This is a genomic window from Streptomyces sp. NPDC029292, assembly GCF_055569295.1.
Window position 1 is genome coordinate 132,372 of sequence record NZ_JBVHXR010000002.1, and the last position, 25,559, is coordinate 157,930.

Consider the following 25,559-nt stretch of genomic DNA (forward strand, 5'->3'; position numbering starts at 1 on the left):
ATTCCGCTACGGAGTCCACGCCGCGCAACGGGAACCGGGCCGCTGTCCGGGGGCCGTAGACCCTCGCGCAACGGGCACCGGGCTGCTGTCCGGGGGCGTAGACCCCTCACGGGAACCGACGGCCGCCCGGCGTCGTCCCTCGCTCAGGGGAATGCTGAGGGGGTACGCCGAGGGAGGTCAGTGATGGGCGCCTGGCAGCCGCTGCCGGAGCAACTTCCGCCGGAGGTGCGGCACTTCGTCGAGCAGTTGCGGCAGCTCAAGGACCGCACCGGCCTCAGCCTGGTGGCGCTGGGCGCGCGCACCGCGTACAGCAAGTCCTCCTGGCAGCGCTACCTCAACGCGACCCAGCCGCCACCCCGGCAGGCGGTCGTCGCGCTGTGCCGGGTCGCGGGTCTCGCGGGCGGGGACACCGAACGCTTCGGCGTGCGCTGGGAGTTGGCGGTGCGGGTCTGGCCCCGGGTGCCCGCGCCCGTCAGCCCGTCGGCGGGCGGTCCCGCCCCCGGCTCGTACGACGACGACCCGACGCTCCCGTGGTGGGACACGCCCAACGCGCCCGATGCGCCCGACGTGACGCCGGAGCCCGGGCACTCCCCGGCCCGCCTGCTCCGCTACGCCGTCCTGCTGCTCCTCGCGCTTCTGCTCGTCGCCCTCGCCGGTGCCGTCACCCTCGGGTGAGCTGACCGCTCCCGTGACACCTGAGGTAGCGCGTGTGTTCCCGTTGTGTCGATGTCTTGACAAGTTCAAGGATTTGCCCGGATCCGTCACAACAGCCGGGTTAACGTGGGCAATCGGGACGGTCCGGGACGTCCTGTGCGAAGGTCGGATGTTCGACTGGCCGCACAAGTCGTCCGTGGAACACTGGACCGCGGCCCGGCGGGCGTGCAACGGTGCATGCCCCGGCCCGAAATGCTCCTGTGCGCCCCCACTCCGGGAACTGAGATCCAGACCAAGCGCATCCCTGTGGGTAGCCAGAACGGGGACCAGGCGGAGGGGCGCCACGCGCGGGGAGAGCGGCGCGAGGGAGAAAAGTCAGGCACGTACGGGGGGAAAGCAATGAGGGGGGAGAAGTCATGCCTCGTTGGAGGGCCTTGCCGGATGAACTCGATCCGCAGGTCAGGGAGTTCGCCAGCCAGCTGCGCCGGCTCGTCGACCGGAGCGGGCTGAGCATCGCCGCCGTGGCCGACCGCACCGGCTACAGCAAGACGTCCTGGGAGCGTTACCTCAACGGCCGGCTCCTCGCACCGAAGGGTGCCATCGTCGCCCTGGCCGAGGTGACCGGTACCAATCCCATCCACCTCACCACGATGTGGGAGCTCGCCGAGCGCGCCTGGAGCCGCTCGGAGATGCGCCACGACATGACCATGGAAGCGATCCGGATCTCCCAGGCACGCGCCGCCCTGGGGGAGTTCGGACCGACCCCGGCGAAGGGGAGCAACGGCAAGCAGGCCCGGGGCGGCAACGCGACCGCGATGCCGGGGATCGCCGGGCCCGCGGGGGTGGCGCCGACGGTGCCGCCGCAGCCGACGGGACCGGACGCGCAGGAGTCGTCGTACGGGGCTTCTTCGTACGCGGGTGACTCGCGGGGCGGCGGTGCCGGGTACGGCGGGTCTTCTTCCGGCGGTTCTGCCGGTGTTTCTTCCGGTGGGGCTTCGTCCGGTGGTTCCTCCGGCGGAGGTTCCTCGGCCGGCGGGGCGGCGCGCGGCGGTTGGGGGGTCGTCGCCACGCCGTCCGACGGCGCGGGGCAGTTCGGTCCGGCGGCGCCGGTGGGGCCACCCCGTACGGCGGGGGGTCCGCCGCAGGACGGTCGGCCGGCCGCGGGGGGGTCGCCCGACGGGGCACGGCGCAGGCGGCGGCTCACCATGTTCCTCGCGGGCATCGTCGGCGCGCTCGTCGTGGTCGCGGCGGCCGTCTATCTCACCAGCGGCGGAGACAAGAAGAACGCGGGTACGACGCCCAGCACGCCCGCGACCTCCGCCGGCACCGACCCCGACCTGCCGGCCGGGGTGAAGTGCAGCGGTACGGACTGCACCGGCAAGGACCCGGAGAACATGGGCTGCGGCGGCGAACTGGCCAAGACCACCAACAGCGTCACCGTCGGTACGACCCTCGTCGAGGTCCGCTACAGCAAGACCTGCGGTGCCGCCTGGGCCCGCATCACCCAGGCAGCGGTGGGCGACACCGTCCAGGTGGCCTCGGGCACGGCGGCCAAGCAGACCGGCTCGGTCACCACCGACACCGACGCGTACACCCCGATGGTCGCGGTCAAGGACGCCGGCGACGCGACGGCGTGCGCGACGCTGAAGTCGGGTCAGAAGGGGTGCACGAAGTAGGCGGTCGGCCTTTGGCGGGAGCGGGCGCTCCTCAAACGCCGGACGGGCTAAGAGTCTTCAGCCCGTCCGGCGTTTGAGGACGAGGCCGTCAGGCCGATAGCGGGGCTCTGGGGGCGCAGCTCCCAGGTACGGGACGGGCAGGGGCGGCGGGGGCGAAATACACCCCACCGCGCCGCTCTGTGGGGTGGGCCACACGGCCCTGGACGTCCGGGGTCCCGGATGCGCGATAGCCTGACGGCGGATCTCTCTTGACGCCAAGAGATCGATCATCGGTACCCCTGATCGATCATCCCGGCGGACGCAGGGGAAGATCCTGCACCCGGGGCAGGGACGCCCCACCGCCAGCTGTCATACGGAGAACGCCATGACCCGCACTCCCGTGAACGTCACCGTCACCGGCGCGGCCGGCCAGATCGGTTACGCCCTGCTCTTCCGCATCGCCTCCGGCCAGCTGCTCGGCGCGGACGTGCCGGTCAAGCTGCGCCTCCTGGAGATCACACCGGCGCTGAAGGCCGCCGAGGGCACCGCCATGGAGCTCGACGACTGCGCCTTCCCGCTCCTTCAGGGCATCGACATCACGGACGACCCGAACGTCGCCTTCGACGGCACGAACGTCGGCCTGCTCGTCGGCGCCCGCCCCCGCACCAAGGGCATGGAGCGCGGCGACCTGCTGTCCGCCAACGGCGGCATCTTCAAGCCGCAGGGCAAGGCCATCAACGACAACGCCGCGGACGACGTCAAGATCCTGGTCGTCGGCAACCCGGCGAACACCAACGCGCTCATCGCGCAGGCCGCCGCCCCGGACGTACCGGCCGAGCGCTTCACCGCGATGACCCGTCTGGACCACAACCGCGCGCTCACGCAGCTCGCGAAGAAGACCGGTTCGACGGTCGCGGACATCAAGCGCCTCACCATCTGGGGCAACCACTCCGCCACCCAGTACCCGGACATCTTCCACGCCACGGTCGCCGGCAAGAACGCCGCCGAGGTCGTCAGCGACGAGAAGTGGCTCGCCGAGGACTTCATCCCGACCGTCGCCAAGCGCGGCGCCGCCATCATCGAGGCCCGTGGCGCGTCCTCGGCCGCCTCCGCCGCCAACGCCGCCATCGACCACGTCTACACCTGGGTCAACGGCACGGCGGACGGCGACTGGACGTCGATGGGTATCCCGTCGGACGGTTCGTACGGCGTCCCGGAGGGTCTCATCTCCTCCTTCCCGGTCACCACGAAGGACGGCCAGTACGAGATCGTCCAGGGCCTGGACATCAACGAGTTCTCCCGCACCCGCATCGACGCGTCGGTGAAGGAGCTCGAGGAGGAGCGCGAGGCGGTCCGCGCCCTCGGCCTCATCTGAGCCACCCGCACCACCGAAGCCGCCCCCGGCACCTGCCTGGGGCGGCTTCGCGCATCCACGGGGTCACTCCGGCTCCCCGCGTCCACGGGGTCACTCCAGCCCGCGCATCCACAGGCTCACTCCAGGAGGGCGCCGACGTCAGCCCGACGCGCCGGCGAGCCGCTTCTCGAACCAGTGGGCGGCGTACACGTTCTCGTCGTAGCGCGGGATCTCCCGGTACCCGCACGCCCGGTACATGGCCTGCGCCTCCGTGAGCACCGCGTGCGTGTCGAGCCGTACGACCGCACAGCCGCGCTCGACGGCCTGCCGCTCCAGCCCGTCGAGGATCCGCCGCGCGAGCCCGAGGCGCCGGGCGGCGGGATGGACCCACACATGCCGGATCTCGCCCACACCCGGTTCCAGCCGCCGCAGCGCCCCGCACCCCACGGGGCGGCCTTCCTCGTACGCGACCAGGAAGGCACCCGAGTCCCCCGACACCTCGTGAGGCTGTACGAGGGCGGAGGGATCGAACCCCTCCGGGAACCGTTCGTCGATGTCGGCGGCGTACGCGGCCAGGCAGTCCCGCGCGTCGCGCGCGGCGCCGTCGACCACCTCGACGGTGATCCCGGCAAGGCGCATCAGCCGCTCGGCGACGGCGACGGCGGCGGTCAGTTCGCCGCGCTGCCGCTCGTCGAGGCCGCTGAGCAGTCCCCCGGCGAGCGCGTTGGCCCGCCGGTTCTGCTCCTTCACCTCGACCCGGCCGGCCGGTGTCAGCTCCGCGACGCGCAGTCGGCCGTCCTCGGGGTGCACGCTCACCCGCACGAGCCCTTGCGCCTCCAGTGCCCGGACCATCCGGCTCACGTACCCGGCGTCCAGGACGAGTCGGCTCCTCAGCTCCCGCAGGGAGACTCCGTCCCCGATCTCGAACAGCAGCCGCGCCTCACCGAGTGGGCGGTCCTGCCCGAGGTAGTGATCGTCGAGGGCTCCGATGCGCCGGGTGAAGTACCGGTTGAAGCGCCGAAGCGCCCTCACGTCGTCCGCTGACGCTGGCTCCCTCATTTCTTTGACTTTAGTCAAAGAAAGCGACGAAGCAAGGGGTCACGCTTTGGGTGATCTGAAGGCATTTCCGGTGATTTTTCAGTGACGCGGCGCACTTTTGGTCACCGGTTGTGCATGCATCCGGGGCCGGGGGGCAGGTGCTCACGGCCTCTGAGAACGACACGCGTGTGACGCAGGGGCACAGAACAGGAACGGAAGGCAACACCGATCATGGCTGGACAGCAGGCACAACAGACGATTCACGCGGGTGGCGCATGGCTCGAAGCCGTCTCCCGCGCCACCCGCGAGATCCTCGATCCCGCCGATGCCAAGCCGTTCGCCGTGGTAGCGGAGGGTGACGAGAAGGACGCGGACGCGGCTGTCGCGGCGGCCCGGCGCGCCTTCGACGAGGGCCCGTGGCCCCGCACCCCCGTCGCGGAGCGCGCCGCCCTCCTGCGCCGCGTCGCCGATCTCCTCGTACGCGATCGTGAAGAGCTCGGTCTCCTGGAGAGCCGGGACGCGGGCAAGACCCTGGAAGAGGGCCGCGTCGACATCGACTGTGTCGCCGACGCCTTCCGGTACTTCGCCGATCTGGTGGTGGGGGAGGGCGGCGGACGCGTCGTCGACGCCGGGTCCGACGACATCCACAGCGTCGTCGTGCATGAGCCGGTGGGCGTCTGCGCGATGATCACGCCCTGGAACTATCCGCTGCTGCAAGCCAGTTGGAAGATCGCCCCCGCGCTCGCCGCCGGGAACACCTTCGTCGTCAAGCCGAGCGAGATCACCCCGCTGACGACGATCGCGCTGGTGCGCCTGCTTCTGGAGGCCGGGCTGCCCGCCGGTGTCGCCAACCTCGTCACCGGGCCCGGCCACACCGTCGGAGCGCGCCTCGCCGAGCACCCCGACGTCGACCTCATCTCCTTCACCGGCGGCCTGCTCAGCGGTACGAAGGTGGCGCGGGCCGCCGCCGCGAGCGTGAAGAAGGTCGCCCTGGAACTGGGCGGCAAGAACCCGAACGTCGTCTTCGCCGACGCCTGCGCGACGGAGGAGGGCTTCGACACGGCCGTCGACCAGGCCCTCAACGCCGCGTTCATCCACAGCGGCCAGGTGTGCTCGGCGGGCTCCCGGCTCATCGTCGAGGAGTCCGTGCGCGAGCGCTTCGTCGCCGAACTCGCCCGCAGGGCAGGGAAGATCAGGCTCGGGCGGGGCACCGAGGAGGGCGTCGAGTGCGGCCCCCTCGTCTCCGAGCAGCAGCGGGAGAAGACCGAGGCGTACGTCGCCTCCGCGCTGGCGGAGGGCGCGGTGCTGCGGGCGGGCGGCAGGCGTCCCGAGCCGTCCGACGCCAGGCCCGCCACCGGGTACTTCTACGAGCCGACCGTCCTCGACCAGTGCCACCGGGAGATGACGGTCGTCCGCGAGGAGGTCTTCGGGCCCGTACTGACGGTGGAGACCTTCCGTACGGAGGACGAGGCCGTCGCGCTCGCCAACGACACCGAGTACGGGCTCGCGGGCGCCGTCTGGACCGCCGACGCGGGCCGCGCCCGCCGCGTCGCCGGACGGCTGCGGCACGGCACCGTCTGGATCAACGACTTCCACCCCTACCTCCCGCAGGCGGAGTGGGGCGGTTTCGGCAAGAGCGGCGTGGGGCGCGAACTCGGCCCCGCGGGCCTCGCCGAGTACCGCGAGACCAAGCACGTCTACCAGAACCTCGCGCCGAAGCCGGTGCGGTGGTTCGCGGGCTGACGCCACCTGACCGACCCCTGCCGCGCACCCCCCACACCACTACGCGCAGCACCTTGCACGACCAGAGGAGCACCACTTCATGTCCCAGCACGAGAACACGTACGACTACGTCGTCATCGGCGGCGGCACGGCGGGCTCCGTGATCGCCTCCCGCCTCACCGAGAACCCGGACGTCACGGTCGCCGTCATCGAGGGCGGCCCCAGCGACGTCGACCGCGAGGACGTCCTGACCCTGCGCCGCTGGATGGGCCTGCTCGGCGGGGAGCTCGACTACGACTACCCGACGACCGAGCAGCCGCGCGGCAACTCGTACATCCGGCACAGCCGCGCCCGGGTGCTCGGCGGCTGCTCGTCCCACAACACGCTGATCGCGTTCAAGCCGCTGCCGTCCGACTGGGACGAGTGGGAGGCGGCGGGCGCCAAGGGCTGGGGCGCGGTGCCGATGGAGGCGTATTTCGCACGGCTCCTCAACAACATCGTCCCGGTCGACGAGAAGGACCGGAACGCCATCGCCCGCGACTTCGTCGACGCCGCGCAGTCCGCGCTCGGCGTGCCCCGCGTGGAGGGCTTCAACAAGGAGCCGTTCACCGACGGCGTCGGCTTCTTCGACCTGGCGTACCACCCCGAGAACAACAAGCGGTCGAGCGCGTCGGTGGCGTATCTGCACCCCGTCATGGACCACCGGCCCAACCTGACGCTCCTGCTGGAGACCTGGGCGCACAAGCTGGAGCTGGACGGGACGCGGGCGACGGGCGTGCACGTCCGCACCAAGGACGGCGAGGAGATCCTCGTACGGGCCGAGCGCGAAGTCCTGCTGTGCGCGGGCGCCGTGGACTCGCCGCGGCTGCTGCTGCACTCCGGCATCGGGCCGCGCGCCGATCTGGAGGCGCTCGGCATCCCGGTCGCGCACGACCTGCCCGGCGTCGGCGAGAACCTGCTCGACCACCCCGAGTCCGTGATCGTCTGGGAGACGAACGGTCCCATCCCCGAGAACTCCGCGATGGACTCCGACGCGGGCCTGTTCGTACGCCGTGATCCGGAGCATCTGGGGCCCGACCTGATGTTCCACTTCTACCAGATCCCCTTCACGGACAACCCGGAGCGGCTGGGCTACGAGCGTCCGGCGCACGGCGTCTCGATGACCCCCAACATCCCCAAGCCACGCAGCCGCGGCCGCCTGTACCTGACGAGCCCCGACCCCTCCGTCAAGCCCGCCCTCGACTTCCGGTACTTCACGGACGAGGACGACTACGACGGCCGTACCCTCGTCGACGGCATCAAGATCGCCCGCGAGATAGCCAAGGCCGAGCCGCTGGCCGGCTGGCTCAAGCGCGAGGTGTGCCCGGGACCGGATGTCACCGACGACGAGGAGCTCAGCGCGTACGCGCGACAGGTGGCGCACACCGTGTACCACCCGGCGGGCACCTGCCGTATGGGCGCCACGAGCGATGAACTCGCCGTCGTCGACCCCGAGTTGCGCATCCACGGCCTCGACGGCATCCGCATCGCCGACGCCTCCGTCTTCCCGACGATGCCCGCCGTGAACCCGATGATCGGGGTGCTCATGGTCGGGGAGAAATGCGCCGAGCTGATCGGTGGTGGTGCGTGATGAGTACGACAACCCAGGCAACCGAGGCAACCCCTGTGCAGAACAAGACCGTTCAGTCCGTCTTCTCCGTGCACAACCTGTGGAAGGTCTTCGGTCCGAAGGCCGACCGCGTCCCTGCCGACCCCGAACTCGCCGCGCTCCCGCCCGCCGAACTGCGCTCCCGCACCGGCTGCACCGCCGCCGTCCATGACGTCAGCTTCGACGTGCGCAAGGGCGAGGTCTTCGTCGTCATGGGCCTGTCGGGCTCGGGCAAGTCCACGCTGGTCCGCTGTCTGACCCGGCTCATCGAACCGACGTCCGGCGGTCTCGCCATCGACGGTGAGGACGTCCTCGCCATGGACAAGGGCAGGCTGCGCGAACTGCGCCGCCACCGTGCCGCGATGGTCTTCCAGCACTTCGGCCTCCTGCCGCACCGCTCCGTCCTCGACAACGTCGCGTACGGCCTGGAGATCCAGGGGATGTCCAAGAGCGCGCGCCGGGAGAGGGCCCAGGAGGTCGTCGCCAAGGTCGGCCTGGAAGGCCTGGAGAACCGGAAGCCGGGGCAGCTGTCCGGCGGTCAGCAGCAGCGCGTCGGGCTCGCCCGGGCACTCACCGTCGACCCCGAAGTCCTGCTGTTCGACGAGCCGTTCAGCGCGCTCGACCCGCTGATCCGGCGCGACATGCAGGAAGAGGTCATCCGGCTGCACCGCGAAGAGGGCCGCACGATGGTCTTCATCACCCACGACCTGAACGAGGCCCTGCGCCTCGGCGACCGCATCGCCCTGATGCGCGACGGCCGGATCGTCCAGCTCGGCACCCCCGAGGAGATCGTCGGCTCGCCCGCCGACGACTACGTACGCGAGTTCGTACGGGACATTCCGCGCGAGCAGGTGATGACGGTGCGTACGGCTATGCGGGCCGGAGACTGCGGTGGGCCGGAGCACCCCGGTGCGCTCGCCCCGGACGCGGTGGTCGCCGACGCCATCAAGGTTGTCGCCCGCAGCGGCGAGGCCGCCTGCGTTGTGGAGGACGGCCGCTGCCTGGGAATCGTCGACCACGAGCGCCTGCTGGGTGTCGTGGCCGGAACAGAGCACCGCGAGGAGGCCGCCTGATGGCCACCATCACGGCATCGGCCCCCCGCACCGCTCTCCCGGGCCTGCTCAGACACCGCGCCGTCGGCAAGCTCCTGCTGCTCGCCGTCGCCGCGGCCGTGATCGTCCCGATCCTCAACTCTCGTTGGGCAAGCGGCACGTGGCCGCACACACTCACCGTCGACCTCACCGAACCCCTCGGCAAGGCCAGCGACTGGATCATCGACAACCGGGACAGTCACCCGCTGTTCCTGTACTTCTTCGGGTACGTCAGCAACGCCGTCGTCCTCTCCGTGCGCGCCGTCTATCTGGTGCTGCTCGCGGCGGGCTGGGCGGGCGTCACGGCGGTGGCGGCCCTGGTGGCGTGGCGGGTCGCCGGGGTCCGCCTGGCCCTCGGCACGGCCGCCGCGTTCCTTGCCTGCGGCCTGCTCGGTATGTGGGTGCCCACCATGCAGACGCTGGCGCTCATGGTGGTCGCGGTGCTCGCGTCCGTCGTGCTGGGCGCGCTGCTCGGCCTCGCGGCGGGCCTGTCCGACCGCACGTACCGGGCCCTGCGGCCGGTCCTGGACACCATGCAGGTGCTCCCGGCGTTCGCGTACCTCCTCCCGGTCGTCCTGGTGTTCGGCATCGGCGTCCCCGCGGCCGTCCTGGCCACCGTCGTGTACGCCGCCCCGCCCATGGCCCGCCTCACCGCGCTCGGCCTGCGCGGCGCGGACACCGGCGTGATGGAGGCCGTCGCCTCGCTGGGCGCCACCGCCCGTCAACGCCTGCTCACCGCCCGCCTCCCGCTGGCCCGCAAGGAACTCCTGCTCGGCCTCAACCAGACGATCATGATGGCGCTGTCCATGGCCGTCATCGCCTCCGTGATCGGCGCGGGCGGCCTCGGAGACCGCGTCTACCAGGCCCTCGCCTCCGTCGACGTGGGCGCCGCGCTCGCCGCCGGTATCCCGATCGTGCTGCTCGCGGTCGTCCTGGACCGGGTGACCGGAGCGGCGGGGGAGCGGCTCGGGGGTGACGCCCCCGGAAACCCGATGGCATGGGCGTACGCCGTCGTCGCGGCCGTCGCCATCGCGCTTGCCGGACGCCTCACGGGCCGCGCCGACTGGCCCGACGCATGGACGGTGTCCATCGCGGAGCCGGTGAACCGCGTGGTCGACTGGATGACCGGTCACCTCTATTCGGGCGTCCCCTACATCGGTGGCACGGCCGACTGGGCGGGCCACTTCACCACCTGGATCCTCAACCCCCTCCGGGACGGCCTCCAGTGGCTGCCCTGGTGGTCGGTCCTGCTGATCGTCGCCGCCCTCGCCTGGCTGATCGGCACCTGGCGCACCGCGCTCACCGCCGTCCTCGCGATGGCCGCGATCGGAGTCCTGGGTGTGTGGAAGCCGTCCCTGGACACGCTGTCGCAGGTCCTCGCGGCGGTCGCCGTGACCCTCGTTCTCGGCTTCGCGACCGGTATCGCGGCGGCCCGCAGTGAGCGGGTCGAGCGGCTGCTGAGGCCCGTCCTCGACGTCTTCCAGACGATGCCGCAGTTCGTGTATCTGATCCCGGTGGTGGCGCTGTTCGGCGTGGGCCGCGCGCCCGCCGTCGCCGCGGCCGTCGTCTACGCGCTGCCCGCCGTCGTCCGCATCACCACCCAGGGCCTGCGCGCCGTCGACCCCGCCGCCCTGGAGTCGGCCCGCTCGCTCGGCGCCACCAGTGGTCAGCAACTGCGCCAGGTCCAGCTCCCGTTGGCCCGCCCGGCGCTGCTCCTCGCCGTCAACCAGGGCGTCGTCCTCGTCCTCGCCGTCGTCATCATCGGCGGCCTGGTCGGCGGCGGAGCGCTCGGCTACGACGTCGTCTTCGGCCTCGCCCAGGGCGACCTGGCGACCGGCCTGGTCGCCGGCGCCGCGATCGTCTGCCTCGGCCTGATGCTCGACCGGGTGACGCAGCCGACCGAACGCCGCGCGAAGAAGGGAGCGTGACATGCGATTTCGTACGACCTCTGTGGTGGCCGGCGCATCGGCCCTGTTGCTGCTGACCGGCTGCGGCGCCGCCGACATGACCAAGCAGGCCTCGCCCTTCGCGAACGCCCAGGGCGCCAAGACCGTCACCCTTTCCGTGCAGTCCTGGGTGGGCGCGCAGTCCAACGTGGCCGTGGCGCAGTACCTGCTCGAACACGAGATGGGCTACCGCGTCGACACCGTCCAGGTCGACGAGGTCCCCGCCTGGGACGCGCTCAGCCAGGGCCGGGTCGACGCGATCCTGGAGGACTGGGGCCACCCCGACCAGGAGAAGCGGTACGTCGAGGACAAGAAGACGATCACGGGCGGCGGGGAGCTGGGGGTCACCGGCCACATCGGCTGGTACGTCCCCACGTACTTCGCCAAGCAGCACCCGGACGTCACCGACTGGAAGAACCTCAACAAGTACGCGGACCAGCTCCGCACCGCGGAGAGCGGCGGCAAGGGCCAACTCCTGGACGGCTCCCCGTCCTACGTCACCAACGACAAGGCCCTGGTGAACAACCTGAAGCTCAACTACCAGGTGGTGTTCGCCGGTTCGGAGGCCGCGCAGATCACCCAGATCAACCAGTTCGCGAAGGAGCACAAGCCGTTCCTCACGTACTGGTACTCGCCGCAGTGGCTCTTCAAGAAGGTCCCCATGACCGAGGTGAAGCTCCCGGCCTACAAGGAGGGCTGCGACGCGGACGCGGCCAAGATCGCCTGCGCGTACCCCCACACCCCCCTCCAGAAGTACCTCAACACGGACTTCGCCCGGTCCGGTGGCAAGGCGGCTGCCTTCCTGAAGAACTTCAAGTGGACCACCGAGGACCAGAACCAGGTGTCGTTGATGATCGCCAACGACAAACTCACCGCCCAGGAGGCGGCGAAGAAGTGGATCGACAGCCACGAGTCGACTTGGCGGGCGTGGCTGCCGTAGCAGCTCTGCAGCTGTGCCCACACCCCGCGGCTTCGTAGCTGTGCCCACACCCGGCACGCCGGGCGCCTCTCGAAGAGGCGCCCGGCGGACCTACCTCAACCCCGCCGCGATCTCCCACAGCGCTGCGGTCGAGCGGCGCTGCAACCCCGGCCCGAAGGTGACCCGGGTGGCCCCGAGCTCGCCGAGTTCCTTCGCCGAGGGACCATCAAGCCGGGCAAACACATTCACCGGCCCCTTGATCCCGGCCCGCAGCAGCGGGAGTACGTTCACGGGGGCGCCGATCGGATACACACAGTCGGCGCCCGCGGCCACGTACAACGCGGCCCGCTCGATGGCCCGCTCCGGATCCGTGACCCCTCGTACGAAGGTGTCGACGCGGGCGTTGACGAAGAGCCGCTCGCCCGCGACCGCGCACACCTCGGCGAGCCAGTCGGCGTGCCGCGCCGGGTCCTTGAGGACACCCCCGCCGGAGTCCTCGAGGTTGCAGCCCACGGCCCCGGTCTCCAGGAGCCGTTCGACCAGCTCCTTGGGCGCCAGCCCGTAGCCGTCCTCGACGTCCGCGGACACGGGCACGTCGACGGCCCCGGCGATCCGCGCGACCGCCGCGAACATCTCGTCGGCGGGCGTCGCCCCGTCCTCGTACCCGAGCGAGGCGGCGATCCCGGCGCTGGGCGTGGCGAGCGCCGGGAACCCGGAGTCCGCGAACACGCGCGCGCTGGCGGCGTCCCAGGGCCCGGGAAGGACGAGCGGGTCACCCGGAAGGCGGCTTTGGTGCAGCGCGCGGAAGGACTCGACCTTGCTCACCATTGCGTGCCCCCTGGTGCGATACGACGGCTCACCATTGCGTACTTCCCGGCGCGACGCGACGGCTCACCATTCCGTACTCCCCGGCTCGATACGACGGCTGACCATCAGCCGGTTCCATCCGTTGATGACGGTGATCAGCGCGATGAGATGGGCGAGTTGCGTGGCATCGAAGTGCTTGGCCGCCCGCTCGTACACCTCGTCCGGCACGAAGCCGTCCGTGAGTGCGGTGACCGCCTCCGTCAAGGCGAACGCGGCCCGCTCGCGCTCGCTGTAGAGGCCGTCGGTCTCCTCCCAGGCGTTGAGGAGCTGGATGCGGTCCTCGTCGACCCCGTGCTTGCGGGCGATCTTCAGATGCATGTCGAGGCAGAAGGCGCAGTGATTGAGCTGCGAGGCGCGGATCTGGACCAGCTCGGCGAGCGCCGGGTCGCCGAGCCCCTTCTTCGCGGCGGCACTCAGCGACTGCATCGCGGTGCGCACCCCGGCGTCGAGATGAGTGGTGCGCGCCGTCACTTGTACTGCCCCGCCGTGTAGTGCCCCGGCACCATCCGACAGGTCACCCCGAACCGGTTCCACGCGTTGATCACCGTGATCGAGGCGATCAGCCGGGTCAGCTCGGCCTCTTCGAAGTGCCTCGCGGCGCGCTCGTACACCTCGTCCGGCACAAAGCCGTCGGTGAGCACGGTGACCGCCTCGGTCAGCTCGATCGCCGCCAGCTCCTTCTCCGTGTAGAAGTGCTTGGACTCCTCCCACGCGCTGAGCTGCACGATCCGCTGAACGCTCTCGCCCGCCGCGAGCGCGTCCTTGGTGTGCATGTCGAGGCAGAAGGCGCAGTGGTTGAGCTGCGAGGCACGGATCTTCACCAGCTCGTGCAGCTTCGGGTCGAGCCCCTGCTGGGCCGCCGCGTCGAGCCGGACCATCGCCTTGTAGACGTCGGGGGCGAGCTTGGCCCAGTGCAGCCGGGGGCTGTTCTCGGGGGCGTACGCCACGGTCTCGTCGCGGTTCGTCGTCACACGTGCCACGTCGGTCACGTCTGCCACGTCTGCCATGTCTGTCACACCTGCCACGTCTTGTGTGTCGGTCACGTCGGTCACGTCTATGGACCCTACGAGCGAAGTAGCCCAGGAGTATGGTCCATTTCCATGGCGAAAAAATGGGCCACTTTGGGGGTCGACCTGCATGTCGAGCCGACCGGCCCCGGCGTCCGCAAGGGCCTGACGGACGCGCTGCGCGAGGCGGTCCGCAGCGGTCGGCTCGCCCCCGGAACCCGCCTCCCCTCCTCCCGCTCGCTCGCCGCCGACCTGGGCATCGCCCGCAACACGGTCGCCGACGCGTACGCCGATCTCGTCGCCGAGGGCTGGCTCACCGCCCGCCAGGGCTCGGGCACGCGGGTGGCGGAGCGGGCGGTTCCGCAACCGGCGCCGGAGTCGGGACCCCGCAGCCGCGAACGGCGGCCCCCGTACGACCTCGTCCCCGGCAGCCCGGACCTCGCCTCCTTCCCGCGCACCGAGTGGCTGAAGGCGGCCCGCCGCGCCCTGACCGCCGCGCCGTACGACGTCCTCGGCTACGGCGACCCGCGCGGACGCCCCGAACTGCGCACCGCCCTCGCGGGCTACCTCTCCCGCGCCCGAGGCGTACGCGCCGACCCGGAGCGCATCGTGATCTGCTCCGGTTTCTCGGACGGCCTGACCCTGCTCGGCGCGGTCCTGCGGGGCAGAGGTCTGCGCTCACTCGCCGTGGAGTCGTACGGCCTCGACGTCCACTGGAACCTCCTGCACCGCTCAGGCCTGCGCACGACACCCCTCCCCTTCGACGAACTCGGCACCAACACAGCCGACTTGACGGGCGTACGGGCGGTCCTCCTGACCCCCGCCCACCAGTTCCCGATGGGCGTGCCGCTCCACCCGGACCGACGGCCCGCCGTCGTGGACTGGGCCCGCCGCACCGGCGGGCTGATCCTGGAGGACGACTACGACGGCGAGTTCCGGTACGACCGCCAGCCGGTCGGTGCGCTGCAGGGCCTCGATCCCGATCGCGTGGTCTATCTGGGCACCGCCAGCAAGTCCCTGGCCCCCGCGCTGCGGCTGGGCTGGCTGGTGCTGCCCCCGTCGCTCGCGGACGAGGTCACCTCGCTGAAGGGCGGCGGGGGCTGGTCCACCGGTGCCCTGGACCAGCTCACCCTCGCGGACTTCATCACCTGCGGCGCCTACGACCGGCACGTCCGCGCCGCCCGGCTCCGCTACCGCCGCCGCCGGGACGCCCTGGTCGCCGCCCTCGCCATCCGCGCCCCCGCCGTCCACGCCACCGGCATCGCGGCCGGCCTCCACGCCGTCCTCCAACTCCCGCCGGGCACCGAACAGTCGGTGGTGCAGGCCACCGCGTGGCAGGGCCTCGCCGTCCACGGCCTGTCCCGCTACCGCCACCCCGACGCCACCCCCGAGCCCCTCGACGCCCTGGTCGTGGGCTACGGCACCCCACCGGACCGCGCATGGTCGGGAGCGCTGGACGCGCTGTGCCGAGCGCTTCCTTGACGGTTCCCTCGGCGTAGGGATGTTTTCCGCGCCCTGCGCAGTTCCCATCCACCCGCAGCCAAAGAACCACCCAGGGGTCTGGGGCGGAGCCCCAGGTAAGGGACGGGTTGGGGCGGAGGGGGCGAAAAAAAACTACGCCTCCCCACCCGGCGCCTCCCCGAACCGCGCTAGCGCCAACGCCCCCGCCACAGCCACCGCAAACCCGAGAACCGCCAGCCATTCCAGCCCCTCCCGTGTACGGTCCCCCAGCCACACCACCCCCACCACCGCCGGTCCGATGGTCTCCCCGATGACCAGCCCGGCGGTAGCCGTCGTCACCGACCCCCGCTGCAAGGCCGACGTGAGCAGCAGAAACGCCGCCCCTCCACCCAGCAGCAGCGCATACGTCGCCGGATTGCTCAGCAGCGCGCCCGGATCGAGGTCGTCAATGAGCCGCACCGCCACCTCGACCACCCCGAACCCGAACCCGGCCCCCAGCCCGAGGGCGAGCGCCCGCCCCCGCTCGGGCAGCCGCCCGGCCACGAATCCCAGCAGCAGCACCGCGACAGCCGTCGCCAACATCGCGTACTTCAACGCCGTGGACCCCGTCTGCTCCCCCTCCGTCCCGGACGCCAGCCCCAGCATCGCGAGCCCCGCGCACACCACCCCCACCGCGCCCCACTCGACCCGGCTCAACCGCACCCGCAGCAGCCGCGCGGCCACCACCGCCGTCACGGCGAGGCTCGAGGCGAGCGCCGCCCCGACCGCGTAGATCGGAATCGACCGCAGCGCCGCGATCTGCAGCAGAAACCCGACGCCGTCGAGTGCGAGCCCCGCCAGATACCGCCACTGCCGCAGTGCCCGCAGCAGCAACGCCGCGTCGCCGCCCGGCCCGCTGTCGGCCGCCGCGCGCGCGGCCATCGCCTGCAACACCGTCGCCGTACCGAAACAGACCGCCGCGCCAAGGGCGCACATCATTCCAAAGAGCACGAATTGAATCCTCCCATCCCTGAAACGGAAGGGATTCCTGGCTCACGCTGCTCGATTCCCCGGCGGGGATTCGAGTCTTACGCGATCGGCACCAGCCGGGTTGAGACCAGCCCGGACGAGCATCACGCGGGCGGAGTTCTTGTCTCTAGGGGAGGAGACTCCGCATGCGGTGCAGGTGTAGGTACGTTCAGACAGCGGCAGTGCGTGCTTGGTTCTCGCTCCGCAGTTCCCGCAGTCCATGGTGGTGTGAGCCGGGTGCACCAGGTGCACGATGCGCGCGTGCTTGCGCGCCATGTTGATCAGCTCTGCCTTGGTGGCCGAGATCGCGGCGTCGGCCGCCTTGCGGGCCATGGTTGACTTCGCCAGGAACTTGGGCTTGAAGTCCTCCACGGCGATCTGGTCGAAGTCGGCCGTCACTTTCTTGGCCCACTTGCGTGCGCTGTCCTGGCGCTGACGGGCGATTTTCTTGTGGACCTTTGCGGCCTGCCGCTTCGCCTTCCGGTATCCCTTGGACGTGGCCTGGCCGGGCTTGGGTTTCCTTCGGGCCATCTCCCTCTGGTGGCGCGACAGCTTCCGAGCGGCCTTCTTACCGTGCTCGGCGTGGGGCAGGTCGTGGAGGTCACTGGTTGTAGTCGCGGTCTCTCTCACGCCCCAGTCGACGCCGATGGCGCTACCGGTCTCGGGGAGCGGCCGGACCTCCGCGGGGACGACGAAGGAGGCGTACCAGTGGCCGAGGCTGTCGCGGTAGATACGGACACTGGACGGGGCGGCGAGCAGTTCCCGCGACCACACCACGCTCACGCTGATGCCACCCGCCAGATGCAGTCGGCCGTCCTTCAACCGGAATCCGCGCCGCGTGTAGTTGAGAGTCGGATCCGCCAAGTCCCGCTTCTTGAAGCGGGGCATTCCCGCCCGCTGCCGCACGGGCAACCGGGCCTTGATGTCCCCCAGCGCCCTGGCACGCGACTTGGCGAAGTCCCGGATGGTCTGCTGCTGCGGCACCGAAGCACCTTCATGGAGCCATGTGTGTTCGGTGCGCCAACCGGTCAGCATCCTGTCGAGCCAGGCCGGACCGCACTTCTCTCTGGCCGCGTGCGCCGCACGGGACTCCGCGACGCACTGATTCCACACCCACCGGCACCGGTCCCACTCGGACAGCAGTGCTGCCCGCGCGGTGGACGACAGGCGGAGCCGGTAGGTGTACCGGGCATGCCCGGCTGTCCTTCCCGCTTCCCGTGATGGCGCCATGTCCCAGTTCTATCACCGGATTTAAGCGCAGGTATTGCGAAGTGCCTATTATCAAGCGGTTCTCCAAGGTCCGGCATCCTCCGGCTTGCCACGTGGCTGTGGGGGCGAAGGGGGCGGTTGCATTACGGCGGGGCGGCCCTCTCTAAAGTGATCGCCGAATCAGTCGTACGAACGGGGGACACAGGACATGGCAGACACACGACGCCAACTGCGCTCGGGCACGGTCGTACTCGGCGGCATGGGACTCCTCGCGGCCGCGCTCACCGCCTGCTCCTCGGACCCCGACAAGCGCTGCGTCGACCGCGACAGCTACACCCTCACCAAGGGCTACAAGGTCGTCGCCGACAAGAACTGCATGTCGACGAAGACGTCCGTCAACGGCTCCTGGTACTACGGCGGCAAGAAGAAGAGCGGCTGGGTCGACGGCGGCTCCTTCACCAAGCCCAGCAAGGGATCAGGCAGTTCGAGCGGCGGCAGCCACGGCAGCGGCGTCGACCGCGGCGGCTTCGGCAGCGGCAAGGGCAGCTCCGGCGGCTGAGCGCCCGGGACACACAGACGCGATCGGACTCGTACGCCATGGAACGCCGCACCATCGACCCCCGCCCCGGCTGGCAGCAGACCGTCGAGGAACAGGGCCTCATCTATCCGCTCACCCGCTACCCCGACGACTCCCTGCGCCCCTACTGGGACGAGAGCGCGTACTACGTCTTCTCGCTCCCCGAGGTGGAGTCGCTGGAGGAGGTCGTCGAGGAACTGCACCGCATGTGCCTGGCGGCGGCCGACCACATCGTCACCGCACACCGCTTCGCCGATCTCGGCATCACCGACCCGCGCGTCGTCGAACTCGTCGCCGAGGCCTGGCACCGCCGCGCCGAACTTCCCTCCGTCTACGGCCGTTTCGACCTTCGCTACGACGGCACGGGCCCGGCCAAGCTCCTCGAATACAACGCCGACACCCCGACCTCCCTGGTCGAGGCCGCGAGCCCCCAGTGGTTCTGGATGGAGGACCGCTTCCCCGGCGCCGACCAGTGGAACTCCCTCCACGAACGTCTCGTCGCCGTCTGGAAGAAACAGGCCGCCCTCCTGCCACCCGGGAGCCCCCTCTACTTCGCCCACTCCGCCGCCGACGAACTCGGCGAGGACCTGATGACGGTCGCCTATCTGAAGGAGACCGCGGAACAGGCCGGCCTCGACACCGACTGGATCTCCATGGAGGAGATCGGCTGGGACCCCCTCTCCTGCCGCTTCGTCGACAACCAACTCCGCTTCATCCGCAGCTGCTTCAAGCTCTACCCCTGGGAGTGGCTCACCACCGACCGCTTCGCCGACCACGTCCTGGACACCCTCGACAACGGCGGCGGCACGGGCACGACCCTGTGGATCGAGCCCGCCTGGAAAATGCTCCTCTCCAACAAGGCGCTCCTCGCCATCCTCTGGGAGCTGTACCCGGACCACCCGAACCTCCTCCCGGCCTACCTCGACGGCCCCCGCGAGCTGGCCACCACCAAGGGATACGTGGCCAAGCCGCTCCTCGGCCGCGAGGGCGCCGGGGTGACGGTCCACCCACCGGGCGCCGCCCCCGTCGTACGCGACGAGCCCTGCTGCTACCAGGAGTTGGCCCCCCTCCCGTCCTTCGGCGGCAACCGCATCGTCCTCGGCGCCTGGGTCGTCGAGGACGAGTCGGCGGGCCTCGGCATCCGCGAGTCCTCCGGCCTGATCACCGACGAGTACGCCCGCTTCCTGCCACACGTGATCCTCTAGCCGCCGGGTCCGGCAGCCGCTAGGCCCCCAGTACGGCGCGGAGTTGGGCGAGTCCCCAGTCCAGGTCCTCCTTGCTGATGACCAGGGGCGGCGCGATCCGGACCGTGACCCCGTGGGTGTCCTTGACCAGGACACCCCGGTCCATCAGCTTCTCGGAGATCTCCCGGCCCGTGCCGTACGCCGGGGCGATGTCGACACCCGCCCACAGCCCGCGCCCGCGCACCTGGGTGACATGCCCCGTGCCCGTCAACAGCCCCAGTTCGTGGTGCAGATGCTCCCCGAGCTCGGCCGCCCGGCGCTGATACTCGCCCGACCGCAGCATCGCGATCACCTCGAGCGCCACCGCACAGGCCAGCGGATTCCCCCCGAACGTCGACCCGTGCTCACCGGGCCGGAACACCCCGAGCACCTCACGGCTGGACACCACCGCCGACACCGGCACGACCCCGCCCCCGAGCGCCTTGCCCAGCACATACATGTCGGGCACCACCCCCTCGTGCTCGCACGCGAAGGTCTTCCCCGTGCGACCGAGCCCCGACTGGATCTCATCCGCGATGAACAGAACATTCCGCTCCCGCGTCACCTCCCGCACGCCCGGGAGATAACCGGGCGGCGGCACCAGCACCCCCGCCTCACCCTGGATCGGCTCCAGCAGCACGGCCACCGTGTCCTCGGTGACCGCCTCCTGCATCGCCGCCAGGTCCCCGTACGGCACGATGTCGAAGCCCGGCGTGTACGGCCCGAAGTCCGCCCGCGCCTCCTGGTCCGTGGAGAAGCTGATGAGCGTCGTCGTACGGCCGTGGAAGTTGCCGCTCGCCACCACGATCCTCGCCCTCCCGTCCGGGACGCCCTTGACCCGGTACCCCCACTTCCGGGCCGTCTTCACCGCGGTCTCCACCGCCTCCGCCCCCGTGTTCATCGGCAGCACCATCTCCATGCCGCACAGCTCCGCCAGCTGCGTACAGAAGTCGGCGAACCGGTCGTGGTGGAACGCCCGCGACGTCAGCGTCACCCGCTCCAGCTGCGCTCTCGCCGCGTCGAGCAGCCGCCGGTTGCCATGTCCGAAATTCAGCGCCGAGTATCCGGCCAGCAGGTCGAGAAAGCGGCGCCCCTCGACATCCGTCATCCAGGCCCCGTCCGCCGTCGCCACGACGACCGGCAGCGGGTGATAGTTGTGCGCGCTGTGCGCGTCGGCCGAGGCGATGAACGCCTCCGTCGTCTCCGTAGCGGTCACGGGGTCTCCGTTTCTCGACGAGCAGCACCGGTGGAGCGGAGCGTGTTCCGGTACACGGGGGAGTGATACCCGGCGCTGGGCGGGCTTGTGGCCCATTTCCTATCGTCGCTCGCATGGTGGACTGGGGAACCCGGCGATCCGGCGCGCCCGGTAGGCTGACGGCGGGCCGTGACTGGCGCGCTGGGATGGGACCGACCATCGGGGAGCGGCCCACGAACCGAGTGCCGTGCGCCTGGGCCGAACCGTGAACGCTGAACGCCACGTCCGGAGGCCGTCATGCCAGAGCCCCTCTCCACCGAGTCCACCGCCTTCCGCAGCGCCCTCGACGTGATCCGGGCCGTGGAGCCCCGCGTCGCCGACGCCATCGGCCAGGAAATCGCCGACCAGCGCGACATGCTCAAACTGATCGCCTCCGAGAACTACGCCTCCCCGGCCACCCTCCTGGCCATGGGCAACTGGTTCAGCGACAAGTACGCCGAGGGCACCGTCGGCCGCCGCTTCTACGCCGGCTGTCGCAACGTCGACACCGTCGAGGCCCTCGCCGCCGAGCACGCCCGCGAGCTCTTCGGCGCCGAGCACGCCTACGCCCAGCCGCACTCCGGCATCGACGCCAACCTCGTCGCCTTCTGGGCCGTCCTCGCCGCCCGGGTGGAGGCCCCGGCTCTCGCCAAGGCCGGTGTCCGCAACGTCAACGACCTCTCCGAGGCCGACTGGGCCGAGCTGCGCCAGGCCTTCGGCAACCAGCGCATGCTCGGCATGTCCCTGGACGCCGGCGGTCACCTCACCCATGGCTTCCGCCCGAACATCTCCGGCAAGATGTTCGACCAGCGCTCCTACGGCACCGACCCCACCACCGGCCTCATCGACTACGAGGCCCTGCGCACCTCCGCCCGTGAGTTCAAGCCGCTGATCATCGTCGCCGGCTACTCCGCCTACCCCCGCCTGGTGAACTTCCGCATCATGCGGGAGATCGCCGACGAGGTCGGCGCCACCCTCATGGTCGACATGGCCCACTTCGCGGGTCTCGTCGCCGGCAAGGTCCTCACCGGCGACTTCGACCCGGTCCCGCACGCCCAGATCGTCACCACCACCACGCACAAGTCGCTGCGCGGCCCGCGCGGCGGCATGGTGCTGTGCGACGAGACCCTCGCCGAGCAGGTCGACCGCGGCTGCCCGATGGTCCTCGGTGGCCCCCTTCCGCACGTCATGGCCGCCAAGGCCGTCGCGCTCGCCGAGGCCCGCCGCCCCGAGTTCCGCGACTACGCCCAGGCCGTCGTCGACAACTCCCGCGCCCTCGCCGAGGGCCTGATGCGCCGCGGCGCCACCCTGGTCACCGGCGGCACCGACAACCACCTCAACCTGATCGACGTCGCCTCCTCCTACGGCCTCACCGGCCGCCAGGCCGAGTCCGCGCTGCTCGACTCGGGCATCGTCACCAACCGCAACGCCATCCCCGCCGACCCCAACGGCGCCTGGTACACCTCCGGCATCCGCATCGGCACGCCCGCGCTGACCACCCGTGGCCTCGGCACGACCGAGATGGACGAGATCGCCGGTCTGATCGACCGCGTCCTCACCGCCGCCGAGCCCGGCACCACCGCCAAGGGCAGCCCGTCCAAGGCCCAGCACGTCCTGGACCCGAAGATCTCCGACGAGATCGCCCACCGGGCCACCGACCTGCTCACCGGCTTCCCGCTGTACCCGGAGATCGACCTCGGCTGACGCATCCCACCGGGGGCTACAAGTCGATCAGCTCCTGTCGTGGTTCCCGCGGCGGTCCGGCAGCATCACGCCGGGCCGCCGCGCGGCGTATCAGCAGGGTGCCGCCGACTCCGAGGACCAGGCCTGCCGCCAGCCCGGGTATCGCCCCCTTCGCACGCTCCACCGGATGCGGTTTCGACGCAGCCACCGATGTGCTTCCGGAGCCGAACAGCCTCCCCTCCTCCTCCAACTGCTGGAACACCGAGCGCGGCGCCCGATGCCAGCGGATGTCGTCGTCCTCCACATCGGGCGAAGGATCCGTGCGCACCCAGGGCGTGCCGTCCTCCGCGAGGAACACCTGATCCTGGCGCTCGATGGCGACGTCGCCACCGGGCGCGCGGTTGGTCTGCGGCCAGCCCCCGACGCCGGTCAGTCCCCAGACGACCGTGACCCGCACGCGCGGGAAGCTGCCCGCCTCCCAGGCCTCGGGCACCCCCTCCGTCCCCGTGTACCTGGGCGACAGCAACCGCCAGAGCCGCACGAAGTCCCGCTCCCCGGAGTGCAGGGCGGTCGTCCGCCCCGTGTCACCGGCGACGACCAGCGCCAGGTCAGGGATGTCGGCCTTCGCATACACAGTGGTGTGCGTGGAGGCGTGGGCCCCTGGTGCCCCGAGCGCGGCCAGCGCCACGGAAACCAGGAACAGGAGCCATGATCTCGTCTGTCCGACCTGGAACCTCATCCGTCCGTCCCCCGAATCCGTCAGTTCCCCCAGGCGTCCGCCCCCATCTGTCCCGTCCCCCCACCTGCCTGTCCGTTCTCTCGTCCGTCCAGCACCTCACACGTCCTGGAGCTCCTGTCGAGGCTCCGTCTTGCGCGGTCGTCGTACTCGGGCCAGCAGGGCCCCGGCCGCCGCCCCCGGTATCGCCCACCACCAGTCGGTGCCGTCGCCGGTCGCTGCGGCGGTCGTCGTACGGGTTTGTTCGGTGGGGGTGGGCGCGGTGGTGGAGTCCTCCGGGGTCTGCCAGGGGGCAGGGAAGATTCCTCCGACGCCTTCGGAGGACGGCTTGCCCAGTACGCCGAGCTTCTTGAACAGTGACCGCATCTTGGCCGGGTGCTCGGCCTTGTGCCAGTAGCCGTTCATGCTCGGCAGGTCGGTCGTCGTGTGTATCCAGACCTCCTTGTTCCGAGGCGAGTCCGGATAGACGCGGTCGATCCGCCATGGCGCGACGTCATGCATCAGCCACGTGACATTGAGCTGATGTCCTTCGACCGCGCCCAGCCCCGGCGGCTCCTCGCGGGTACCCGAGCCCGGCTCGCCCAGCAGTCGCATCAACTCCCCGTACTCCTCGTCCGAGTAGTACAGCGCCGCGCTCTCCGCGCTCTCCGGGGAGACCACCAGCACACTCGTCGGGCCCCCTGCCACCGCGGACGGCGCTCCCATCAGCACCACGACGAGGGTCGCAGCCAACGTCCCCGTCACCGCGTCCAGTTCACCAAGCCTGCGCATCCGAACCCCCAAGCAGCCAGTCGATCCGCGTGCGGCCCGCCCGCACGCCGTGTGTCACTTCTGGTAGACCGCTCGACCCGCCGGGGTTCCCACTCGACGCCGACCAAATTTCCGGCTACTTCGGCAATTCCAGCCACTTCAGTAATTCCGGCTACTTCAACGACTTCGCGATCTCCACCGCCCGTGCCTTCGACGCCACCCCCTCCAGCCGAAGAGTCACGTCCCCCCCGTGCATCCACAGCAGCGTGGGTCCCGCGGTCCGCTCGGAGCGGGTGAAACGGTGGCCGTCCGCGTCGATGAGCCAGAAATTCAGCAGATGCGGCTTCGGAAACCACAGCGCCGGATTGACGTAGTTCTCGTCCCCGTCCAGGGACACCCACTCCGGCGGCTCCCGCACCGTCTTGGCGAAGCCGATGTCCAGGCGCGCCGGATACTCGTCCAGCCGGACCGTGCGCCCGTGCTCGCGCCAGCACAGGCTCATCAGGAGCCGCCCCTTGGGCTCGGGGGTCACCGCCACCGCGTCCGGCACCCCGAGGGCGTCGGGCACGAGAGGCGCGAAACCTGCCCGCCGCCCGGCCTGCGCCAGCGTCAGCGAAGGGGCGCACCCCGGCACCCGGGCCCCGGGCGAGGGCACCGCCGACGGGTCGTACCGCACCTCGACCCCGCCGAAGCCGAACCAGTCGACGACCGCGGCGCGCACCGGGGGCGTGAGTACGAGGACCGTCAGCACACCGCACAGGCCGGCGGTCAGCGCACGCCATCGCACCCGTGCCCAGCGGCGCACCGCACGGAGGCGCTCACCCGGCCCCGGCGGCTCGGCCACCGGGGCCGACAGCTGCTCGGCGAGTATCTGCTCCAGCACCCGCTCGACCATCGACTCGCTCCCGGCCGCCCCGGGCTGATCCAGCGACCGCCCGAGCGCCCGCAGCTCCTCGGGCAACCGCGAGACACCCTCACGTGCACGCGGACCCCGGTGACCGGAAGACCCCGGCTCACCGGAGGATCCCCGCTCACCGAAGGACCCCCCGCCATCGGGAGACTCCGCGCCCCCTGTCCCGTACGACTCACTCATGCTCATCACCCCCTTCCCGAGGTTCTCGAGGTTCGAAGTCCGGCAGCAGTCGCCCCAGCTTGCGCAGGGCGCGGTTGAGCCGTGACTTCACCGTGCCGCGCGGCCAGCCCAGGGCCTGGGCCGTCTCCGGTTCGTCCATCTCCAGGAGATAGCGGTAGGTGACGACGAGGCGGTGCTCCTCGCTCAGCTGCTCCAGGGCGGCCAGCAGGGCGGCGCGGCGCTCTATCTCCAGGGCCGCGACCGCCGGGTCAGCCGATTCCGGTATCAGCGGCTCCGCCTCCGCGAAGGCGGCCTCCCGGCCGGCCAGCGTCCGCTGGCGCACCGCCGTCCGCACGGTGTTCCTCGTCTCATTGGCGACGATCGACAGCAGCCACGGCTTGAACGCCGCGCCGTCCCGAAAGCGCCCCAGCGAGCAGTACGCCTTGATGAAGGCCTGCTGCACCACGTCCTCCGCGTCCGCACCCGCCCCCAGCGCCTTGGCCGCCCTGATCGCGATCCCTGTATGGGCACGCACCAGCTCCGCGTACGCCTCCGGCTCCCCGGCGCGTACCCGTGCGATCACCACGGCCTCGTCGACGACGATGCGGCCCCCCTCCCGCGTCCTCACACTCTTGCTACACCGCCCGAGGCAGATCGGTTCCCACCTGTGCCACATCTGTTTCCGGCCGGTTCCGGACCGGGCCC

Annotated in this window: 23 protein-coding genes and 1 riboswitch; of the genes, 12 read left to right on the forward strand and 11 right to left on the reverse strand. The window is 70.7% G+C overall.

Annotated features, from left to right (window positions below):
• Positions 1-183 precede the first annotated feature (183 nt).
• From ACZ4WS_RS05425 to ACZ4WS_RS05435, 3 genes are all read left to right on the forward strand, one after another.
• On the forward strand, positions 184-675 hold the full coding sequence (locus tag ACZ4WS_RS05425) for a helix-turn-helix domain-containing protein (RefSeq protein ID WP_467977395.1): 492 nt from the start codon (positions 184-186) through the stop codon (positions 673-675).
• A 395-nt stretch (positions 676-1,070) separates the two neighbouring features.
• A complete protein-coding gene (locus tag ACZ4WS_RS05430) occupies positions 1,071-2,330 on the forward strand; it encodes a helix-turn-helix domain-containing protein (RefSeq protein ID WP_467977397.1) in 1,260 nt (419 codons plus the stop codon).
• Between the two features lie 364 nt (positions 2,331-2,694).
• Positions 2,695-3,684 carry a malate dehydrogenase gene (locus tag ACZ4WS_RS05435; RefSeq protein WP_467977398.1) on the forward strand — a complete coding sequence of 330 codons (990 nt, stop codon included), beginning with the start codon at positions 2,695-2,697 and terminating at the stop codon, positions 3,682-3,684.
• A gap of 138 nt (positions 3,685-3,822) precedes the next feature.
• Here the strand turns inward: ACZ4WS_RS05435 and ACZ4WS_RS05440 are convergent, their stop codons facing one another.
• A complete protein-coding gene (locus tag ACZ4WS_RS05440; RefSeq protein WP_467977400.1) occupies positions 3,823-4,722 on the reverse strand; it encodes a GNAT family N-acetyltransferase in 900 nt (299 codons plus the stop codon).
• A 210-nt stretch (positions 4,723-4,932) separates the two neighbouring features.
• Between ACZ4WS_RS05440 and ACZ4WS_RS05445 the strand changes: the two genes are divergently transcribed.
• The 5 genes from ACZ4WS_RS05445 (at position 4,933) to ACZ4WS_RS05465 (ending at position 12,048) form a co-directional block, all read left to right on the forward strand.
• Positions 4,933-6,444 (forward strand): aldehyde dehydrogenase family protein, encoded by a 1,512-nt coding sequence (locus tag ACZ4WS_RS05445; protein WP_467977402.1) that lies wholly within the window; start codon positions 4,933-4,935, stop codon positions 6,442-6,444.
• A gap of 79 nt (positions 6,445-6,523) precedes the next feature.
• Entirely contained in the window at positions 6,524-8,053 is a 1,530-nt protein-coding gene (locus ACZ4WS_RS05450; protein WP_467977404.1) for a GMC family oxidoreductase, read from the forward strand.
• Complete coding sequence (locus tag ACZ4WS_RS05455; protein WP_467977406.1) at positions 8,053-9,144, forward strand: quaternary amine ABC transporter ATP-binding protein; 1,092 nt, start codon at positions 8,053-8,055, stop codon at positions 9,142-9,144. Before ACZ4WS_RS05450 ends, ACZ4WS_RS05455 begins: the two co-directional genes overlap by 1 nt.
• On the forward strand, positions 9,144-11,090 hold the full coding sequence (locus ACZ4WS_RS05460; protein WP_467977408.1) for an ABC transporter permease: 1,947 nt from the start codon (positions 9,144-9,146) through the stop codon (positions 11,088-11,090). The genes ACZ4WS_RS05455 and ACZ4WS_RS05460 overlap by 1 nt, the downstream gene beginning before the upstream one ends.
• Before the next feature lies 1 nt (position 11,091).
• The gene (locus ACZ4WS_RS05465; RefSeq protein WP_467977410.1) at positions 11,092-12,048 is read left to right on the forward strand and encodes an ABC transporter substrate-binding protein; all 957 of its coding nucleotides are present in this window, start codon (positions 11,092-11,094) and stop codon (positions 12,046-12,048) included.
• A 90-nt stretch (positions 12,049-12,138) separates the two neighbouring features.
• Here ACZ4WS_RS05465 and ACZ4WS_RS05470 read toward each other — a convergent pair whose 3' ends face one another.
• From ACZ4WS_RS05470 to ACZ4WS_RS05480, 3 genes are all read right to left on the reverse strand, one after another.
• Positions 12,139-12,855 (reverse strand): isocitrate lyase/PEP mutase family protein, encoded by a 717-nt coding sequence (locus ACZ4WS_RS05470; protein ID WP_467977412.1) that lies wholly within the window; start codon positions 12,853-12,855, stop codon positions 12,139-12,141.
• Positions 12,856-12,918: 63 nt separating this feature from the next.
• Positions 12,919-13,365, reverse strand: a complete 447-nt coding sequence (locus ACZ4WS_RS05475; protein ID WP_467977414.1) for a carboxymuconolactone decarboxylase family protein — start codon at positions 13,363-13,365, stop codon at positions 12,919-12,921.
• Positions 13,362-13,901, reverse strand: coding sequence for a carboxymuconolactone decarboxylase family protein (locus tag ACZ4WS_RS05480; RefSeq protein ID WP_467977416.1), 540 nt, complete (start codon positions 13,899-13,901; stop codon positions 13,362-13,364). Before ACZ4WS_RS05480 ends, ACZ4WS_RS05475 begins: the two co-directional genes overlap by 4 nt.
• 93 nt (positions 13,902-13,994) lie before the next feature.
• Between ACZ4WS_RS05480 and pdxR the strand changes: the two genes are divergently transcribed.
• Positions 13,995-15,383 carry a MocR-like pyridoxine biosynthesis transcription factor PdxR gene (gene pdxR / locus ACZ4WS_RS05485; protein ID WP_467977418.1) on the forward strand — a complete coding sequence of 463 codons (1,389 nt, stop codon included), beginning with the start codon at positions 13,995-13,997 and terminating at the stop codon, positions 15,381-15,383.
• Positions 15,384-15,515: 132 nt separating this feature from the next.
• On the opposite strand, the gene ACZ4WS_RS05490 is transcribed toward pdxR, so the two are convergent.
• Positions 15,516-16,340 carry a DMT family transporter gene (locus ACZ4WS_RS05490; protein WP_467978293.1) on the reverse strand — a complete coding sequence of 275 codons (825 nt, stop codon included), beginning with the start codon at positions 16,338-16,340 and terminating at the stop codon, positions 15,516-15,518.
• Positions 16,341-16,394: 54 nt separating this feature from the next.
• Complete coding sequence (locus tag ACZ4WS_RS05495; RefSeq protein WP_467977420.1) at positions 16,395-17,600, reverse strand: RNA-guided endonuclease InsQ/TnpB family protein; 1,206 nt, start codon at positions 17,598-17,600, stop codon at positions 16,395-16,397.
• Positions 17,601-17,787: 187 nt separating this feature from the next.
• Between ACZ4WS_RS05495 and ACZ4WS_RS05500 the strand changes: the two genes are divergently transcribed.
• The gene (locus ACZ4WS_RS05500) at positions 17,788-18,138 is read left to right on the forward strand and encodes a hypothetical protein (RefSeq protein ID WP_467977422.1); all 351 of its coding nucleotides are present in this window, start codon (positions 17,788-17,790) and stop codon (positions 18,136-18,138) included.
• A 38-nt stretch (positions 18,139-18,176) separates the two neighbouring features.
• On the forward strand, positions 18,177-19,361 hold the full coding sequence (locus ACZ4WS_RS05505) for a glutathionylspermidine synthase family protein (RefSeq protein WP_467977424.1): 1,185 nt from the start codon (positions 18,177-18,179) through the stop codon (positions 19,359-19,361).
• 19 nt (positions 19,362-19,380) lie between these two features.
• Here the strand turns inward: ACZ4WS_RS05505 and rocD are convergent, their stop codons facing one another.
• Positions 19,381-20,595: an ornithine--oxo-acid transaminase gene (gene rocD, locus ACZ4WS_RS05510; protein ID WP_467977426.1), complete on the reverse strand. Its 1,215-nt coding sequence runs from the start codon at positions 20,593-20,595 to the stop codon at positions 19,381-19,383.
• Between the two features lie 158 nt (positions 20,596-20,753).
• A riboswitch (ZMP/ZTP riboswitch) is annotated at positions 20,754-20,840 on the forward strand.
• Between the two features lie 31 nt (positions 20,841-20,871).
• Between rocD and ACZ4WS_RS05515 the strand changes: the two genes are divergently transcribed.
• The gene (locus ACZ4WS_RS05515; RefSeq protein WP_467977427.1) at positions 20,872-22,317 is read left to right on the forward strand and encodes a glycine hydroxymethyltransferase; all 1,446 of its coding nucleotides are present in this window, start codon (positions 20,872-20,874) and stop codon (positions 22,315-22,317) included.
• 16 nt (positions 22,318-22,333) lie between these two features.
• On the opposite strand, the gene ACZ4WS_RS05520 is transcribed toward ACZ4WS_RS05515, so the two are convergent.
• From ACZ4WS_RS05520 to ACZ4WS_RS05535, 4 genes are all read right to left on the reverse strand, one after another.
• Positions 22,334-23,035 carry a hypothetical protein gene (locus ACZ4WS_RS05520; RefSeq protein WP_467977429.1) on the reverse strand — a complete coding sequence of 234 codons (702 nt, stop codon included), beginning with the start codon at positions 23,033-23,035 and terminating at the stop codon, positions 22,334-22,336.
• Positions 23,036-23,131: 96 nt separating this feature from the next.
• Positions 23,132-23,803 carry a hypothetical protein gene (locus tag ACZ4WS_RS05525; protein ID WP_467977431.1) on the reverse strand — a complete coding sequence of 224 codons (672 nt, stop codon included), beginning with the start codon at positions 23,801-23,803 and terminating at the stop codon, positions 23,132-23,134.
• Positions 23,804-23,954: 151 nt separating this feature from the next.
• Positions 23,955-24,875, reverse strand: a complete 921-nt coding sequence (locus tag ACZ4WS_RS05530; protein ID WP_467977433.1) for a hypothetical protein — start codon at positions 24,873-24,875, stop codon at positions 23,955-23,957.
• Positions 24,868-25,437: an RNA polymerase sigma factor gene (locus ACZ4WS_RS05535; protein ID WP_467978295.1), complete on the reverse strand. Its 570-nt coding sequence runs from the start codon at positions 25,435-25,437 to the stop codon at positions 24,868-24,870. Before ACZ4WS_RS05535 ends, ACZ4WS_RS05530 begins: the two co-directional genes overlap by 8 nt.
• Positions 25,438-25,559: the final 122 nt, after the last annotated feature.

Coding starts and splice junctions, on each gene's coding strand:
- ACZ4WS_RS05530 (WP_467977433.1), bottom strand. CDS start 24,875: ATGAGTGAGTCGTACGGGACAGGGGGCGCGGAGTCTCCCGATGGCGGG.
- ACZ4WS_RS05450 (WP_467977404.1), top strand. CDS start 6,524: ATGTCCCAGCACGAGAACACGTACGACTACGTCGTCATCGGCGGCGGC.
- ACZ4WS_RS05505 (WP_467977424.1), top strand. CDS start 18,177: ATGGAACGCCGCACCATCGACCCCCGCCCCGGCTGGCAGCAGACCGTC.
- ACZ4WS_RS05515 (WP_467977427.1), top strand. CDS start 20,872: ATGCCAGAGCCCCTCTCCACCGAGTCCACCGCCTTCCGCAGCGCCCTC.
- ACZ4WS_RS05525 (WP_467977431.1), bottom strand. CDS start 23,803: ATGCGCAGGCTTGGTGAACTGGACGCGGTGACGGGGACGTTGGCTGCG.
- ACZ4WS_RS05520 (WP_467977429.1), bottom strand. CDS start 23,035: ATGAGGTTCCAGGTCGGACAGACGAGATCATGGCTCCTGTTCCTGGTT.
- ACZ4WS_RS05455 (WP_467977406.1), top strand. CDS start 8,053: ATGAGTACGACAACCCAGGCAACCGAGGCAACCCCTGTGCAGAACAAG.
- ACZ4WS_RS05430 (WP_467977397.1), top strand. CDS start 1,071: ATGCCTCGTTGGAGGGCCTTGCCGGATGAACTCGATCCGCAGGTCAGG.
- ACZ4WS_RS05445 (WP_467977402.1), top strand. CDS start 4,933: ATGGCTGGACAGCAGGCACAACAGACGATTCACGCGGGTGGCGCATGG.
- ACZ4WS_RS05435 (WP_467977398.1), top strand. CDS start 2,695: ATGACCCGCACTCCCGTGAACGTCACCGTCACCGGCGCGGCCGGCCAG.
- ACZ4WS_RS05470 (WP_467977412.1), bottom strand. CDS start 12,855: ATGGTGAGCAAGGTCGAGTCCTTCCGCGCGCTGCACCAAAGCCGCCTT.
- ACZ4WS_RS05425 (WP_467977395.1), top strand. CDS start 184: ATGGGCGCCTGGCAGCCGCTGCCGGAGCAACTTCCGCCGGAGGTGCGG.
- ACZ4WS_RS05465 (WP_467977410.1), top strand. CDS start 11,092: ATGCGATTTCGTACGACCTCTGTGGTGGCCGGCGCATCGGCCCTGTTG.
- ACZ4WS_RS05495 (WP_467977420.1), bottom strand. CDS start 17,600: ATGGCGCCATCACGGGAAGCGGGAAGGACAGCCGGGCATGCCCGGTAC.
- ACZ4WS_RS05500 (WP_467977422.1), top strand. CDS start 17,788: ATGGCAGACACACGACGCCAACTGCGCTCGGGCACGGTCGTACTCGGC.
- ACZ4WS_RS05480 (WP_467977416.1), bottom strand. CDS start 13,901: ATGGCAGACGTGGCAGACGTGACCGACGTGGCACGTGTGACGACGAAC.
- ACZ4WS_RS05440 (WP_467977400.1), bottom strand. CDS start 4,722: ATGAGGGAGCCAGCGTCAGCGGACGACGTGAGGGCGCTTCGGCGCTTC.
- ACZ4WS_RS05490 (WP_467978293.1), bottom strand. CDS start 16,340: ATGATGTGCGCCCTTGGCGCGGCGGTCTGTTTCGGTACGGCGACGGTG.
- ACZ4WS_RS05460 (WP_467977408.1), top strand. CDS start 9,144: ATGGCCACCATCACGGCATCGGCCCCCCGCACCGCTCTCCCGGGCCTG.
- pdxR (WP_467977418.1), top strand. CDS start 13,995: ATGGCGAAAAAATGGGCCACTTTGGGGGTCGACCTGCATGTCGAGCCG.